Genomic DNA, 16,010 nt, shown 5'->3' with positions numbered 1-16,010 from the left:
AAAAACTATTGACCATAAAGCCAATAGTTTTTAAAATTTGTAATATTGTATTTTTATTTACAGACCATTTATGTGAAATAGTCGCATAGCTGTTTTTTATACATAAAATGGGGATTTAATTATGCATTTCTGATTTAAAAATCATTGACAGCTTTAATGATAGTCTGGATTTCTTCTTCTTCTAAAACCGATGAAATAGGAAGACTCAATACTTGATCATGCATTTTTTCGGTGATAGGGAATGAAAGGTCATTATATTCCTTATATGCTTCCTGCTTATGAGGAGGTATAGGATAGTGTATGATGGTGTGAATACCTTTTTCCGTTAAATAAGCTTGAAGTTCATCTCTTTTTTCGGTTCTTATCACAAAAACATGCCATACGTGCTCGTTTTCATCTGCAGGATTTGCAGGAAGGATAATCTTTGGATTATTGATTTCTGAGATAAATCTTTTAGCGATTTCTCTTCTGGTTCCATTTTCGTGACCAATATACTTTAGCTTTACATCTAATACAGCTGCCTGAATTTCATCCAGCCTGGAATTTAATCCTTTATAAATGTTCACATATTTCTGATTTGATCCGTAATTTGCTACCGCACGAATGGTTTCAAAAAGTTCCTTATCATTTGTAGTCACTGCTCCGGCATCGCCCAAGGCTCCTAGGTTTTTACCTGGGTAGAAGCTGAATCCAGCAGCATCACCAAGATTTCCTGATTTTATACCATTCCATTCAGCTCCGATCGCTTGAGCGTTGTCTTCTACTATTTTTAGATGATATTTTTCGGCAATATTTTTAAGTTCTTCGGAAAAGACAATTCTTCCCTGAAGATGCACGATGAGTATTGCTTTTGTTTTTGAACTTATTTTTTCTTCAATTTTTGTAATGTCAATATTATAAGTGTTGACATCAGGCTCTACAAATACAGGAATTAGTCCATTGTCAGATAAAGCCAGAACTGAAGCGATATATGTATTGGCAGGAACAATAACTTCATCTCCTGCTTTCATTATACCTAATTGAATATAAGCGCGGAAAATCAGACGAAGGGCATCCAGACCGTTGGCTACACCCAAGGCATATTCAGAACCGATGTATGAAGCCAGGTTGGTTTCAAAGTTTTTGAGTTCATTTCCCAAAAGATACCAGCCACTTCTGAAGACACTTAAAAGTTTATCTTCAATTTCTTCCTGATACGTTAGGTTTATTTTTTTTAGATCTAAAAAGTTAATCATTTTCGTAACCGTTTTTTAATTTCCAATTTTCAAAACCTTCATGTTCCCAAGGCATATTTCTTGAAAAACTATAAGGCCATGGATAGTGAGACTTATCTGCATTTCTGGATTTAAGCTCTCTTACATCCTTGATCTTTTTTGCGGGATTTCCAATAATTAAAGAATAATCATCATATTTCCCACCTACTAGGGACTGGGCTCCCACTAAACAATGCTTTCCGATCTCGGCAGCTGGTAAAAGAACTGTACCCACGGCAATTTGTGAGAAATCTCCAACAGTAGGACCAATACAGGTGTCTGAAGGAGGGGTGGGATCATTGGTGAAAACAGCATAAGGATAAATAAAGACAAAATTTCCAATTTTAGATTGCTGTCCTATATGCACATTGCTGTGCAACCAGCAATTGTTTCCAAATTCTACATATCCCTGAATATCTGAAACAGTTCCAATTCTGCAGTTGTTTCCAAATTTTGAATGTTCTCGTATGGTTACACGATGTCCTGTAGAAAAATTTTCCCCAAAAACAGAACCTGCATAAATTATACTATGGCTTCTGATAAAAGCACCTTCTTTTAAAAGGGTTTCAGGGTTTTCGTAACTGCTGGTAAAATAGTAATCATTTACAGGTTCTCCTATCACACAGTCGTTACAGATAATAGAATTATCACCGATGATCACATTGTCATATATAACAGTATTGTCGCCTATTCTGACATTTTTGCCTATTTTGGCTTTTTCACTGATATATACATTCCTATTATTGAATTTCATATATTTTTTAGGTATTATGATTTCTGACTTCTTTACTTTTGGGCTGTAATTTTTTTAAATTCTTCATAATCTCTAAAGTAGTCTTCTTCATCATATATTTCTGAAGCCAGACACAACAGTACAGCATTATGTGAGAACTGAATGTCTCGCCATACGAGTTTTGGAATATATAAGCCTTTTGTAGGATGATCTAAAGTAAAGGTCTCTTTTTTGCCATTCTCGTCTTCCGTATTAAAGATAATGGTCCCGGAAACAGCAAATATCATCTGCTGCAGTTCCTTATGGGCATGGCCGCCTCTCGTTACATCATGAGGCGTATAGTAGGTCCAGTAGACACGTTGTATTTCAAAAGGAACATTCTTCTGCGTCTCTGCTATCGTAATGTAGCCAAGTTGTGATGATCCTATTTTGTCAAATGTAACGATTTGTGGTGTATTGTATTCCATTAATGTTTCTAAAAAAGTTCTTTAAAGTCCCCAAAGTTAATTATAAAATTACTATCGGAAGAAGCCTGTTATTATTATATAACTTTGTATAAAAATCCACAACAAAATATCTGCTTCAGATTACAATAAAGGAATAGAATGTTTTATATTAACAACTATCGGCTGTAAAGCCAATAGTTGTTGAAATTTATAAATACTATAATGCTATTTTTTGACGAGTTGTTTAAGGTATTCACCGTAACCGCTTTTTCCATATTTTTCGGCAGTTTCCAGTAGCTTTTCTTCGTTGATAAATTTGTTTCTGAAGGCAATTTCTTCTATACATCCGATTTTGAAACCCTGTCTTTTTTCAATAACGCTTACAAATTCAGAAGCATCATGCAGAGAATCAAAAGTTCCAGTATCCAGCCAGGCAGTACCTCTGTCAAGAACACCTACCTCAAGCTTATCTTTGCTTAAATAAACGTTGTTGACGTCCGTGATTTCAAGCTCTCCTCTTGGGGAGGGTTGAATATTTTTTGCTATTTCCACAACCTCATTATCATAAAAATAAAGCCCTGGAACTGCATAGTTTGATTTTGGATTTAAAGGTTTTTCTTCTATAGAAATAGCCTTAAAATCATTGTCAAATTCTACAACACCGTATCTTTCCGGGTCAGATACGTGGTAGGCGAAAACAACACCACCCTGTGGATTGGTTTTATTTTTAAGCAAGGTGCCCATTTCAGAACCGTAGAATATATTGTCTCCTAAAACAAGGGCAACAGGATCATTTCCGATGAAAGTGTCACCTAAAATGAAAGCCTGAGCCAGTCCGTCTGGACTTGGTTGTACAACATATTCTATGTTACATCCGATCTGAGATCCGTCACCTAAAAGCTTAATAAACCCTGGCTGGTCATGGGGCGTTGTGATGATCAAAATATCTTTGATCCCTGCCAGTAGCAACGTTGATAGGGGATAATAGATCATTGGTTTGTCATAAACAGGCATAAGCTGCTTGCTTACTGCGATTGTAAGAGGGTAAAGTCTTGTTCCGGATCCTCCGGCTAATATGATTCCTTTCATTTTAAGTTTGTATTTATACTATTGAATTGGATATTTCCTGCATCAAAATTTATGATAAATCTGCCATTGCGATCTGAAAGATTTTCATATTGGCTGTATTTTTTCAAAGCATTTGATAGCTCTTCAAAATTTTTAGAATTTTTGTTCAGCGCAATATGGAGTTTATAATATGCCTTAATTGTTCCTCCATATAAATATCCGTTTTCAGATAGATTTTTTAAGAAAGAGCGATATTCATCGGGCTTTTGTAGTGGACCGTGTAATAATACAGGGTTTTTCTGATTTTCTTCTCCGTTTAGTATGACAATAATATCTGGCTTATATTTATTAAGATATCTTATATATAGTTCTGTTTTTAAAGAGCTATTCTTGTTTGATACTAATTTTGCCAAATAAGGTTCAGAGAGACCATTCAGATCGATAAATTTACAAGAGAATGAATAAGGAATTGCCCCTGCGTCTCCAAATGCAAAATAAATATCGCCAGGGTTTTTAATATTTTCGTTAAAATATTTTCCTAGCTGAATGTATTTATGTTGATTAATTTGAGTCTCTGTATCTGGAATAAATGAAAAAATATTATTTCTTACATTAGCTGAAGTCTTACCGATCTGTAAAATAGCAATACCTGCAAGCAGGACACCTCTTTTATTTGAAAATATCTGGATAATAATGAATGACATCAGAATATAAATCATTCCAATAATATTAATCAGGTAGCGGAAATGAACACCAATAAGTGGATTGCTTTTAAGAAAGAACAGGATGGTCACAAAACAGATAATAACTGAAGAGATTATTATATTTTTATCAATAAATTTTTCGTCTTTTTTTAGAATCTTAAAACCGATTGTTGCTACAATAATAAATATAATATGAAACTTATACTCCAGTAAAAAATCTTTTACATATAAAATGCCATCCTTGTTAAGCAATCCCGGACTGCTCATTTTCCGGTAGAAACCAGTAGGAAAAATATCACCAAATATTAAATATTTAACCAGAAGATAGGCAATAAATACACTAAGAAAGTAAATAAAATGTCTTATGTATTTTATTTTATCTGCAAAAATTAGCAATACATAGAGTAAAAAAGGGGAGAATATAACAATGTTTTCAGGTCTTATTAAGATAGAAATAAAATAAATAATAAATAATAATAATGTTCCCTTCTGAGAGGTTTTTATCCGTACACAACCATAGATCATTATTAAAAAACAAAGCAGATTTAGTAGGGTCTCAAAAGTCCATCCAATGATTCCTGTGATATTTTTGTCAATAAAGCAAAAGCTTACGAAAAGGATAGCTGCCAAAACACCATTGCTTTTTTTGCTGGTATTTAAGTTTATTGCTTTTAGTAAAAAAAATCCAGATAAAATTAGAGCAGTGGAGTTGATAAAAAAACCAGCAACTGGTAATGGAAATTTTATGTACTCGAAAGGAATGAGGAGTAAAAGGTAGATTAAACTTGTAAATCCTTCACTTGGAATTTTTCTTGAGTCATATGCAAAATAATTACCGTTGACAAAATTTTTAGCATAGTTGAAATAGACATATGTGTCATCATTTACCATTATTTCAACATTCAAAATAATACAAATAATAGTTATTATTGCAAAAACGAGATAAAATCGGGGTGTTAAAATTTTATTTAATTCGAAGTTTAAAATATTATTCATACTGTGAATTATAATACTTTTGGTAGTCGCCACTGGTTACATTCTCAAGCCACTCTTTGTTCTCAAGGTACCAGTCGATCGTTTTTCCTAAACCTTCTTCAAAAGTTACGGATGGCTTCCATCCTAAATTTTTATTAAGTTTATCTGCATCGATAGCATATCTTTTGTCATGTCCGGGTCTGTCTTTTACGAATGTGATTAGTTTTTCAGAATAACCTTCAGGTTTTCCAAGTTTTTCATCCATTTGTTTGATCAGTTCTTTGACAAGGTCAATATTCTGCCATTCATTGAAACCTCCGATATTGTATGTTTCACCGGTTTTTGCGTCATTAAATATCTGATGGATCGCTTTTGCGTGGTCTATAACATATAACCAGTCTCTTGTATATTTTCCATCACCATAAATTGGCAATGGTCTTTCGTTGATAATATTAGAGATACAAAGCGGAATCAGTTTCTCAGGAAAGTGATTGGGGCCATAGTTATTGGAGCAATTGGAAACTATAAATGGCATTCCATAGGTATTTCCATATGCTCTTACCAAGTGGTCTGAGGCAGCCTTCGAAGCAGAGTATGGAGATTGAGGGTCGTAGGCAGTTGTTTCTAAAAAGAATCCCGTTTCACCAAGACTTCCATATACCTCGTCTGTAGAAACATGATAGAACAAATTACTTCTTTTCTCGTTAGGGAATCTTCCGTGGGTATGATCTGGATTTAATATCCAGAATTCTTTACATAAGTTAAGTAGATTAGCCGTCCCGTTCACATTCGTATTAATAAAAGCCATTGGGTCTGTAATACTTCTGTCTACGTGGCTTTCTGCTGCAAGATGTACTACAGCGTCAGGATTATATTTTTCAAAAACTTTTCTTAATTCTTCAGGCTTTGTAATATCTGCCTTTTCGAAAACATAATTGGGCTCGTTTTCAATGTCCTTCAGGTTTTCTAAATTTCCCGCGTAAGTAAGGGCGTCTAGGTTAATGATCGTAGTTTCCGGATTATTGTTCACAAATTCTCTAACTACATGAGAGCCTATAAAGCCGGCTCCTCCAGTAATGATTATATTTTTCATCTGTTAATTTCTATTTTCTATTGTTTTTCTTCCTATACTTTTATAATGGAATCCATTTTGTTCTGGAGTCTCCAGAGGATACATATTTCTTCCGTCAAAAATGACTTTGTTTTTCATTTTTTTTGCCATCAGTTCAAAATTAGGATTCTTAAACTCAGGCCATTCTGTAGCGATAAACAACGCGTCTGCATCTTCCAGTGCATCATACATTCCTTTTGCGTAATGAATTTTATCCCCAAGGATTTTCTTTACATTACTTTCCGCTACCGAATCATACGCAGCAATTTCTGCGCCCTTTTCCAATAAAAGGGCAATATTGTCCAAAGAAGATGCTTCGCGAATATCATCTGTGTTGGCTTTGAAGGCTAGCCCCCACATGGCGATTTTTTTTCCTTTGATATTTCCTCCGAAATATTTTTCAATCTCTGAAACCAGAATTACTTTTTGAGCGGTATTTACTCTTTCAGTAGCCTCAAGAATCTGAAAATTGAAATCTTCCTGTATTCCGGACTTGATAAGCGCTTTTACATCTTTAGGAAAACAGCTTCCTCCATATCCAATTCCCGGGAAAAGAAATCGTTGCCCAATTCTATCATCACTTCCCATTCCAAGTCTTACTTTGTCTACATCAGCTCCTACTTTTTCACAGTAATTGGCAATTTCATTCATGAACGTAATCTTTACTGCTAAGAATGAGTTGGATGCATATTTTGTAAGCTCTGATGACTTCTCATCCATAAAGATGATAGGGATTCCCGTATTGGTAAAGGGTTGATAAATCTGAGCCATGATGTTTTTTGCTTTTTCGGAGCTTGCCCCCACAACGACTCTTGAAGGATTCATAGAATCTTCCACTGCAAAGCCTTCTCTTAAAAATTCAGGGTTTGAAACGACATCAAAAGGGATGTTTGTTTTGGAAGCAATTACTTCTCTGACTTTATCTGCTGTTCCTACAGGAACGGTGCTTTTATTGACAATTACTTTGTATTCAGTCATCATTTCTCCAATGTTATTGGCAACCTGAATGACATATGAAAGATCTGCAGAGCCATCCTCACCCGGAGGTGTTGGCAGTGCAAGATAAATGACTTCACTTTTATCCAGAGCTTCCTTAAGATTGGTGGTGAAAAATAATCTTTCAGATTGAATGTTTCTTAAAAACATTTCTTCAAGGTTCGGCTCATAGATGGGAACAATGCCGTTTTTCATACCTTCTACTTTCTTTTCATCAATATCAACACAGTAAACTGAATTGCCAAGTTCTGCCAGGGTAGTACCTGTAACCAGCCCTACATAACCTGTTCCTACAATTGTTATATTCAAAATGTATGTTTTTAAATTTTAGGACAAAAATAATAAAAATACTTTCACCTGCTTCTTTAATTTGCTTTAATAAAAATTATAAGGTATTTACTTGATAACTAAGTAGATTTTGCTTTTTTAGAAAAAATGCGTATATTTGCAGAGGATTTACAGGAAAAAATGAAAAGGCTTCGGAAGAAAGCCTTTTTTCGTACTGGTAAATCAAGATAATTAATGTATGGAGTTTAGAAAAAGAATTGAAGAATTATTAAACGAATTCCTTGATACCAGAGAGGATTTGTTTCTTGTTGATCTTAAGATTTCTGCAGGAGATGATATCACAGTAATCTTGGATGGTGATAATGGGGTGACTCTTCAGGACTGCCTTGATGCAAGCCGTGCCATAGAGTTTAATATGGATCGTGAAGAGCATGACTTCAGCCTTCAGGTGATGTCTGCAGGATTGAGTGAGCCTCTGTCGGCTCCCAGACAGTTTAAGAAAAATTTTGGAAGAGAAATTGAAGTTTTACTGAATGATTCTACCAAAATTGAAGGCGAACTGGTAAAAGTGGATGATGAAAAAATCACACTTGTTTTACGCTACCGAAAACCGAAAGAGGTCGGAAAAGGAAAAGTGGATGTGGAGGAGGAAAAAGAAATTCCTTACTCTGAGATAAAAAAGGCGTTAGTAGTAATTAAATTTTAAAAGAAAAAAGAATAGATGGATAATATAGCGTTGATTGAATCCTTTGGTGATTTTAAAGACGAAAAGGGGATCAGTAAGATCGATCTTATGGCGATTATTGAAGATTCACTGAAGACTCTTTTGAGAAAAAGATTTGATTCAGATGATCATTTTGATGTCATTGTAAACCCTGATAAAGGAGATTTTCAGATATTTTTAAATAAAACGATTGTAGAGGACGAGATGTCTGAAGATGATGATCTGGAAATCGAACTTTCTGAAGCAAAGAAAATTGATCCTACTTTTGAAGTAGGGGAAGATTTTACAATGGAAATTCCTGTTGCCCAATTGGGAAGAAGAAATATCCTTACTTTAAAGCAAATCCTGGCTACAAAACTTCAGGAGCATAATAATGCAATGCTTTATGAGCAGTTCAGGGACAAAATCGGGGAAATTGTTATTGGAGAGATTCATCACATCCGTCACAAACATGTGATCCTGTTGGATGATGAAGAGAATGAATTTATTTTACCAAAAGAAAACCAGATCCCGTCCGATTTCTTTAAAAAAGGCGAAAATATCAGAGCTATTGTTGAAACAGTAGATTTTAAAGGTTCAAAACCGCAAATTATTATTTCCAGAACTGCACCTAAATTCCTAGAGAAATTATTAGAGCTGGAAATTCCTGAAATCCAGGACGGAACCATTATGCTTAAAAAAGTAGTGAGAATTCCTGGCGAAAAGGCGAAGATCGCAGTAGATGCTTACGATGACAGAATAGATCCTGTAGGAGCCTGTGTGGGGGTGAAGGGATCCAGAATTCATGGAGTAGTAAGAGAGTTGAGAAATGAAAACATCGATGTTATTCAGTGGTCTAAAAACCCTGAAATTTTGGTTAAGAGAGCTTTAGGAAATGTAACCATTAATAAAATTGATATCAACGAGGATTCAAACTATGCTTTAGTTTATACACCGGTTGAAGAGATTTCCAAAGTAATCGGAAAACAAGGTCAGAATATCAGACTGGCTTCTTGGTTGACAGGATATGAAATTGATGTATATAGAGAAGCTAGCGAAGATGACGACGTTGATTTGAGAGAATTTAATGATGATATCGAGCAGTGGATTTTGGATGAATTTAAGAAAGTAGGTCTTACTACTGCGAAATCAGTACTGGATAAGGATACTGAAAGTCTTTTAAATATGGTAGACCTTGAAGAGGAAACCATCGAAGATGTAAAGCGTATTCTAAAAGAAGAATTTGAAGATTAAGATTTTAATAAATTTTAATAAACAGTAAAAAAGAAATACTTTAATTTTAAGAATTAAAAAAAATAGTAAATAATATAGATGCCAAAAATAAGATTAAATAAAGCGGTTAAGGAATTCAACATTTCGATGTCTAGATTGGTAGAGTTTTTACAGTCCAAGGATTTCGAGGTTGAAAATAATCCTAACGCTCAATTAGAAGAAGCGGCATATTCTGCATTGGAGGCTGAGTTTGCCAAAGACGGTGAACAAAGAAAGGCTTCCCATGAGGTGGTGATCACGAAAGTTCCGGAAGAAAAACTGGAAATTGAGGAAAAGAAAACCCCTGAAGTAATAAGAGCTAAAGCAAATAAACCAGAAACTAAGATTTTAGGTAAGATTGATCTTGAACCTAAAGCCCCTGAAGTTGAAGAGGTGCCTGTTGCACCAACACCAGTACCAGAGCCTGTCGTGGCTAAGGTTGAAGAGAAGAAAGAAGAAGTTGTGGCTGAACCGGAAGTTAAAGCTGCTCCTGAAAAGCAGGAATTCAAAGTTCTGGATAAAATTGACCTGTCCCAAATAGAATCTAGAAATAGACCTGTAAAAAAAGATAAACCCAAAATGGAGGAGAAAAAAGAAGAGGAAAAACCGGCAGAACCTGTGAAAGAAACTCCAAAACAGCCAGAGCCTGCTGCTGAAAAGAAGGCAGAGCCTCAAAAACCAGCTGAGCCTGAATCTCAGGAACCTCAGAAAATAGAAACTGTTTATCAAAAGCTTGATGGTCCTAAGATCGTAGGTGAAAAGATAGACTTAACGCAATTTGCACCAAAACCTGGTTCAGGCGCTAAAAAGAAAAGAAAGAGAATTGAAAAACCAGGAGGTCCGAACCAACCAGGTCAAGGGAATAATCAAAACTCTGGAAATAATAACAATAACCAAGGAGGTCAAAACCGTCCGCAAGGCCAGGGAGGCCCGGGAGGAAACCGTCCACCAGGACAAGGAGGCCCAGGAGGAAACCGTCCACCAGGACAGGGAGGTCCGGGAGGAAACCGTTTTGGAAACAATCAGGGAAATCGTCCACCAGGTCAAGGAGGAGGATTCAAGAAAGGCCCGGGTGGAAACAATAACAACAACAGACCGGGGCAAAGAACGATGCCTGTTGAGCTTACTGACGAGCAGGTTAAAAACCAGATTAAGGAAACCCTTGAAAAGCTTACCAACAAAGGAGGTAAGTCTAAATCTGCAAAACACAGAAAAGACAAGAGAACCTACCGTAGAGAACAGGACGAACGTCAGCAAGAGATTGACGCTCAGGACAGAACATTAAAAGTAACTGAATTCATCACAGTAGGTGAACTGGCTAGTTTGATGAATGTTTCTCCTACAGAAGTTATTTCTGCTTGTTTCTCACTGGGAGTAATGGTAACAATGAACCAAAGACTGGAAGCTGATACCTTATTATTGGTTGCCGATGAATTTGGTTTTAAAATTGAATTCTCAGATGCTGATTTGGAAGAAGTTGAGTCTGAAGAAGATATGGATACTGAAGAGGATCTATCCTTTAGAGCACCAATTGTAACGGTAATGGGTCACGTTGACCACGGTAAAACGTCTCTACTTGACTACATCAGAAAAACGAATGTTATTGCTGGTGAGTCAGGAGGTATTACACAGCACATTGGAGCATACAACGTAAAATTAGAAAACGGACAGAGAATTACATTCTTAGATACACCGGGTCACGAAGCGTTTACCGCGATGAGAGCCAGAGGTGCTCAGATCACCGATATTGCTATTATTGTGATTGCAGCGGATGATGATGTAATGCCACAAACGAGAGAAGCAATTTCTCACGCACAGGCAGCAGGAGTGCCAATGATCATTGCATTGAACAAAGTGGACAGACCAAGTGCAAATCCTGATAATATCCGTCAGCAGCTTTCTGGAATGAACATCTTAGTTGAAGAATGGGGTGGGAATGTTCAGGCACAGGAGATTTCTGCGAAGTTTGGTAACAATATGGACGTTCTATTGGAGAAGGTATTACTTCAGGCAGAAATGCTTGATCTGAAAGCTAATCCGGATAGAGCTGCTCAAGGGGTTGTTATTGAAGCTTCATTAGATAAAGGTAGAGGATATGTTGCTACAATGTTAGTACAGACCGGTACCTTAAAGGTTGGTGATTACGTAGTCGCTGGTAAAAACCACGGTAAAGTAAAAGCAATGCTTGATGAAAGAGGAAGAAACCTTAAAGAAGCTGGTCCGTCAATTCCTGTTACCATCTTAGGTTTAGATGGAGCACCAACAGCTGGTGATAAATTTAAGGTATACGCAGACGAAAGTGAAGCTAAAACCATTGCTAATAAGAGAGAACAACTACAGAGAGAACTTTCGATAAGAACTAAGAAGCATACTACGCTTGAAGAACTTGGAAGAAGAATCGCATTAGGCGAGTTTAAGGAATTGAACATTATCCTTAAAGGTGACGTGGATGGTTCCGTAGAAGCATTATCGGATCAGTTACAAAGACTATCTACTGCAGAGATCAATGTGAATATCCTTCATAAAGGAGTTGGACAGATTACCGAATCTGATGTTAACTTAGCTACAGCTTCTGATGCGATTATCATCGGATTTAACGTAAGAGCTGGTGCTAATGCTAAAGAATTAGCTGATAGAGAAGAAATTGAGATCAGAACATACTCCGTAATTTATGCTGCTATTGATGAGGTGAAAGAAGCCATGGAAGGTATGCTTTCTCCTGAAATCAAAGAACAGGTGATGGGTAATGTTGAGATCAGAGAAGTATTCAAAATCTCTAAAGTTGGAACAATCGCAGGATGTATGGTTCTTTCAGGAAAAGTAACGAGAAGCTCGAAAGTAAGAGTACTGAGAGATGGTATCGTGAAATTTGACGGGGAACTGGAAAGCTTGAAGCGTTTCAAAGATGACGTAAGAGAAGTAACCAAAGGTTATGAATGTGGTCTGAACTTGAAAGGTTACAACGATATTGAAATCGGAGATATTCTTGAAGTTTACGAACAAGTAGCGGTTAAGAAGAAATTGAAATAATAGTTTTTAAACTATTGATATAGGAAAGCCACTTTGTAAAAAGTGGCTTTTTTTTTATTGTTTTTCTTGTAAATACTTAGTATGCTGTAGGTTAATAAGATCTATTTTATTTATATTAATTATCCTAAGATACAAATGAAATAATTGTGTAGTAAGATTTTTACTTCAGTAAAGTCACTCTTAAAACTTTTTTATAAATTATGTTAATAACGAAGTAAAGCATTATAATTAATGCCGGATTAAATAGTATTAGACTACTAAAAACGTAAGAATAAGGGAGCTATAAAATACAAATCTCTAAAAAAAAAATATTGTAATTATTGAACTAAATGCATGAAAATCAAAATTTTATAAAACTATTTTTCGATTCATTAATATTTTATTTTAATTTGTATTGATTCTAAATAATATTTTTTGTATTAATAATAATTTGTTAAAAAAAATAACATGCTTGAAAATAAAATATTTATACAAATAAAGCTAGATATTATTGTTTAATCTTTATTATTTCACTTAATAGTTAAAAACAACATATATATAAAAGCTTTTACATATATCTTTATAATACTTGTGAATGTTAATATTTATTAACATATTTGCCAATTAAATATATTAAAATTTGTTAATATGAATGTTAAACTACGTGTATTAAGTGCTGGGGCGCTGTTCTTTTTGGGACAGGTTGCTTTCGCACAAACTGTAAAAAATGATACTGTAAACAATGAAACTAAAATTGATGAAGTAATAGTTACAGGTTATCAGCGAAAAAAAGCAGATGAAATTAATCAGGCTCAGGCAGTTGTAAGCGGAGATGAGATCAGACGAAACACGCCTACTACCTCTCTTGGTAACTCCTTACAGGGAAGAGCTTCAGGGGTGTTTGTACAAAGTGTAACAGGACAACCGGGCTCTGTAGCTACAATTTTAGTAAGAGGTGTTGCTGGTGTCGGAGGATCATCAGAGCCTACTTATGTAGTAAATGGGATGTATATGACTGCTAGACAGTTTAGTGCAATCAATCCTGCAGATGTTGAGTCCATCACTATTCTTAAAGATGCTGCTGCTACAGCACAGTACGGAGCAAGAGGAGCTAACGGAGTAGTAGTAGTAACTACTAAATCTGGACGTTCTGGTAAAACGTTATATTCATTTGAGAGTAAGTTTGGTTTTAGTGAAAAGCTAAAAGACAATAATTACAAGATGATGAATTCAAGAGAGTTACTAAATTTTCAAAATCAGTTAGGTTTCCTGGACTTTGATCCAAGAACACAAGATGAAATAAATACTTTGGCAGCTAATGATCACAATTGGCAAAAAGATTTGTTGAGAAATTCAAGTATTCAATCTTATTTGTTTAGTGCTCAGGGAGGTACCAAAGAGAATACATTTTATTATTCATTAGGATATGATAAAGATACGGGTATTCTAAGGGATATAAATGGATTGGATAGATATACTGGGAATTTTGGTTTCACAAATAAACTAAGTGAAAAATTAAATGTAGGGGTTAATCTTGGAGTACAATATCAAGTTACTGATAACTTCTCTGATATTTTCAATACTCAGAACCCTTTTGCAGCAATGTATTTATATGCACCATTTGAGTCGATATATAATCCAGATGGTAGCTATAATCAAACAATGAGTGCTGGTTCAAATGTTGTAGAACAGATACGTACATGGAAGAGACAAGATCAGAGATTACGTATTCCTGTTAATTTATTTGCAGAGTACAAAATTATTGATGGACTGAAGTTTAAAACAAACTTTAACGGACTTTTTGATTGGTTCATGAATACAAGCTGGTTGAAGAAAGGGTCAAACCTAGATTTAACTGTTAATCAACAGGTACCTACAGGTCAAATAGCTAAAAATTCATTCTATGGATTCAATTATACATGGAATAACTCATTGAATTATAAAAAATCATTTGGTCAACATAATTTTGATGTATTAGGTTTTGTTGAATACAATGATAATTTTAACGAAACATTGAATGCAAGCGCATATGGGTTAAAATCTCCGGTAATTAGTGTGCCTTCAATTACAACTCCTTCTGCAAGAAATACATTCACAGGAACTAAAGTGCGAAATACATTATTTAGTTTAGCAGGTATTGTGAATTATGATTATGCTGGTAGGTATTTGTTAACAGGATCAGTTAGAAGAGATGCATCTTCAAGATTCGGAATAAATAACCAAAGTGGTATATTCTGGTCTGCAAGTGCAGCATGGAATATAGCAAAAGAAGATTTCTTAAGTGGAGGTTTTATTAATGACCTAAAATTAAGAGCATCTTACGGAACTACTGGAAATGATGGCTCACTTCCAGATTATTTTAACGTAACAAACGTAAGCTATGGATTGTATGGTACTGGTGCTACGCTGTACCCAGGAACTTTAAGTGGAGGGAACTTTGTTATTGGGAATGAGAATCTGAAATGGGAATCTAATGCCATTACTAACTTAGGAATTGATTATTCAATATGGAATAGAAGAATCAGAGGATCAGTAGAAGTTTATCAGAATAAAAGGAAAGACTTTGTACAAATGGTTCCTTTTGATAAACAACAAGGTGGATATTATCAGTATATCAACGCTGGAGACATGACTCAAAAAGGATTGGAAATGGAATTGAGTGTAGATGTGCTTAAAAAGCAAGATTTCAATTTGAATCTTCATGCTAATATTTCTTTCCAAAAAGCTAAGTTAGATAAACTAGCAGGAGAGCAAACAGAAAGAAATTTAGGTTATACTTATTTAAAAGTTGGAGAAACTCCTTACATGTTCTATAATGTAAGATTTGCTGGAGTAGATCCTAGTAATGGAGATGCATTATATTATGATAAAAATGGTAATGTAACAAATGTTTACAGTGCATCTGATGCTGTTCCTCTTACAGATAAATCACCTTTCCCTAAAAGTTTTGGAGGATTTGGTACTACTGTTCAGTATAAAGGATTGGATTTTAGCGCTGACTTCTCATTTAAGTTAGGAGGGTATACTTATAATAATATGTATCAGAATGCTGTTGATCCTACAAGTGCTGTTGGAGGATACAATGTAGCGCAGGCTGCTGCTAATTACTGGCAGAACCCTGGAGATACCGGAGTTTTCCAAAAAGTAGACGAAAACGGACTTCGTAGCTCAGATCAGTTTGTAGAAAAATCAGATTATTTAAGATTGAGATCTCTTACTTTGGGTTATACATTTGATAAAAGCTTTTTTGGTGATGGATTCCCAATTAATAAACTTAGAGCATATGTACAGGGACAAAACTTGTTTACAGCGACTAAGTTTCATGGGGAACCAGAAGTTTCTTTAGGTTCAGCGAACTCTTCTTCACTGTTCGTTCCTGGATCATATAATCTTTATACTTATCCTGCTGTTAAAACTGTAATGGTAGGTATGCAATTAGAATTTTAATGTAA

General features: G+C 35.2%; 11 protein-coding genes. 4 read left to right on the top strand and 7 right to left on the bottom strand.

The window, feature by feature from the left end; translation table 11 throughout:
• Positions 1-134 precede the first annotated feature (134 nt).
• The 7 genes from BUC06_RS04505 to BUC06_RS04475 form a co-directional block, all read right to left on the bottom strand.
• Positions 135-1,235 (bottom strand): DegT/DnrJ/EryC1/StrS family aminotransferase, encoded by a 1,101-nt coding sequence (locus BUC06_RS04505; protein WP_073330289.1) that lies wholly within the window; start codon positions 1,233-1,235, stop codon positions 135-137.
• On the bottom strand, positions 1,228-2,007 hold the full coding sequence (locus tag BUC06_RS04500) for an acyltransferase (protein WP_073330286.1): 780 nt from the start codon (positions 2,005-2,007) through the stop codon (positions 1,228-1,230). The genes BUC06_RS04505 and BUC06_RS04500 overlap by 8 nt, the downstream gene beginning before the upstream one ends.
• A gap of 32 nt (positions 2,008-2,039) precedes the next feature.
• Entirely contained in the window at positions 2,040-2,453 is a 414-nt protein-coding gene (locus tag BUC06_RS04495; RefSeq protein ID WP_073330283.1) for a sugar 3,4-ketoisomerase, read from the bottom strand.
• 204 nt (positions 2,454-2,657) lie between these two features.
• Entirely contained in the window at positions 2,658-3,521 is an 864-nt protein-coding gene (rfbA, locus tag BUC06_RS04490) for a glucose-1-phosphate thymidylyltransferase RfbA (RefSeq protein ID WP_073330280.1), read from the bottom strand.
• Positions 3,518-5,200, bottom strand: a complete 1,683-nt coding sequence (locus BUC06_RS04485; RefSeq protein WP_139263292.1) for a hypothetical protein — start codon at positions 5,198-5,200, stop codon at positions 3,518-3,520. The genes rfbA and BUC06_RS04485 overlap by 4 nt, the downstream gene beginning before the upstream one ends.
• Positions 5,193-6,272 carry a dTDP-glucose 4,6-dehydratase gene (gene rfbB, locus BUC06_RS04480; RefSeq protein WP_073330275.1) on the bottom strand — a complete coding sequence of 360 codons (1,080 nt, stop codon included), beginning with the start codon at positions 6,270-6,272 and terminating at the stop codon, positions 5,193-5,195. The genes BUC06_RS04485 and rfbB overlap by 8 nt, the downstream gene beginning before the upstream one ends.
• Before the next feature lie 3 nt (positions 6,273-6,275).
• Positions 6,276-7,595: a UDP-glucose dehydrogenase family protein gene (locus BUC06_RS04475; RefSeq protein WP_073330272.1), complete on the bottom strand. Its 1,320-nt coding sequence runs from the start codon at positions 7,593-7,595 to the stop codon at positions 6,276-6,278.
• Between the two features lie 217 nt (positions 7,596-7,812).
• On the opposite strand from BUC06_RS04475, the gene rimP reads away from it, so the two are divergent.
• The 4 genes from rimP to BUC06_RS04455 all read left to right on the top strand — a co-directional run bounded on the left by rimP (position 7,813) and on the right by BUC06_RS04455 (position 16,005).
• The gene (gene rimP, locus BUC06_RS04470) at positions 7,813-8,280 is read left to right on the top strand and encodes a ribosome assembly cofactor RimP (protein ID WP_073330269.1); all 468 of its coding nucleotides are present in this window, start codon (positions 7,813-7,815) and stop codon (positions 8,278-8,280) included.
• Positions 8,281-8,295: 15 nt separating this feature from the next.
• Positions 8,296-9,531, top strand: a complete 1,236-nt coding sequence (gene nusA / locus BUC06_RS04465; RefSeq protein ID WP_073330266.1) for a transcription termination factor NusA — start codon at positions 8,296-8,298, stop codon at positions 9,529-9,531.
• 78 nt (positions 9,532-9,609) lie between these two features.
• Positions 9,610-12,579, top strand: a complete 2,970-nt coding sequence (infB, locus tag BUC06_RS04460) for a translation initiation factor IF-2 (RefSeq protein WP_073330264.1) — start codon at positions 9,610-9,612, stop codon at positions 12,577-12,579.
• 627 nt (positions 12,580-13,206) lie between these two features.
• Positions 13,207-16,005, top strand: a complete 2,799-nt coding sequence (locus BUC06_RS04455; protein WP_073330261.1) for a SusC/RagA family TonB-linked outer membrane protein — start codon at positions 13,207-13,209, stop codon at positions 16,003-16,005.
• Positions 16,006-16,010 lie beyond the last annotated feature (5 nt).

The organism is Chryseobacterium carnipullorum, assembly GCF_900142785.1.
In the GTDB taxonomy this organism is placed as follows: domain Bacteria; phylum Bacteroidota; class Bacteroidia; order Flavobacteriales; family Weeksellaceae; genus Chryseobacterium; species Chryseobacterium carnipullorum.
Note: the sequence above shows the minus strand (reverse complement) of the source record. Positions and strands in the feature narration are given on the sequence as shown.

Coding starts and splice junctions, on each gene's coding strand:
- BUC06_RS04505 (WP_073330289.1), bottom strand. CDS start 1,235: ATGATTAACTTTTTAGATCTAAAAAAAATAAACCTAACGTATCAGGAA.
- BUC06_RS04500 (WP_073330286.1), bottom strand. CDS start 2,007: ATGAAATTCAATAATAGGAATGTATATATCAGTGAAAAAGCCAAAATA.
- BUC06_RS04495 (WP_073330283.1), bottom strand. CDS start 2,453: ATGGAATACAATACACCACAAATCGTTACATTTGACAAAATAGGATCA.
- rfbA (WP_073330280.1), bottom strand. CDS start 3,521: ATGAAAGGAATCATATTAGCCGGAGGATCCGGAACAAGACTTTACCCT.
- BUC06_RS04485 (WP_139263292.1), bottom strand. CDS start 5,200: ATGAATAATATTTTAAACTTCGAATTAAATAAAATTTTAACACCCCGA.
- rfbB (WP_073330275.1), bottom strand. CDS start 6,272: ATGAAAAATATAATCATTACTGGAGGAGCCGGCTTTATAGGCTCTCAT.
- rimP (WP_073330269.1), top strand. CDS start 7,813: ATGGAGTTTAGAAAAAGAATTGAAGAATTATTAAACGAATTCCTTGAT.
- nusA (WP_073330266.1), top strand. CDS start 8,296: ATGGATAATATAGCGTTGATTGAATCCTTTGGTGATTTTAAAGACGAA.
- infB (WP_073330264.1), top strand. CDS start 9,610: ATGCCAAAAATAAGATTAAATAAAGCGGTTAAGGAATTCAACATTTCG.
- BUC06_RS04455 (WP_073330261.1), top strand. CDS start 13,207: ATGAATGTTAAACTACGTGTATTAAGTGCTGGGGCGCTGTTCTTTTTG.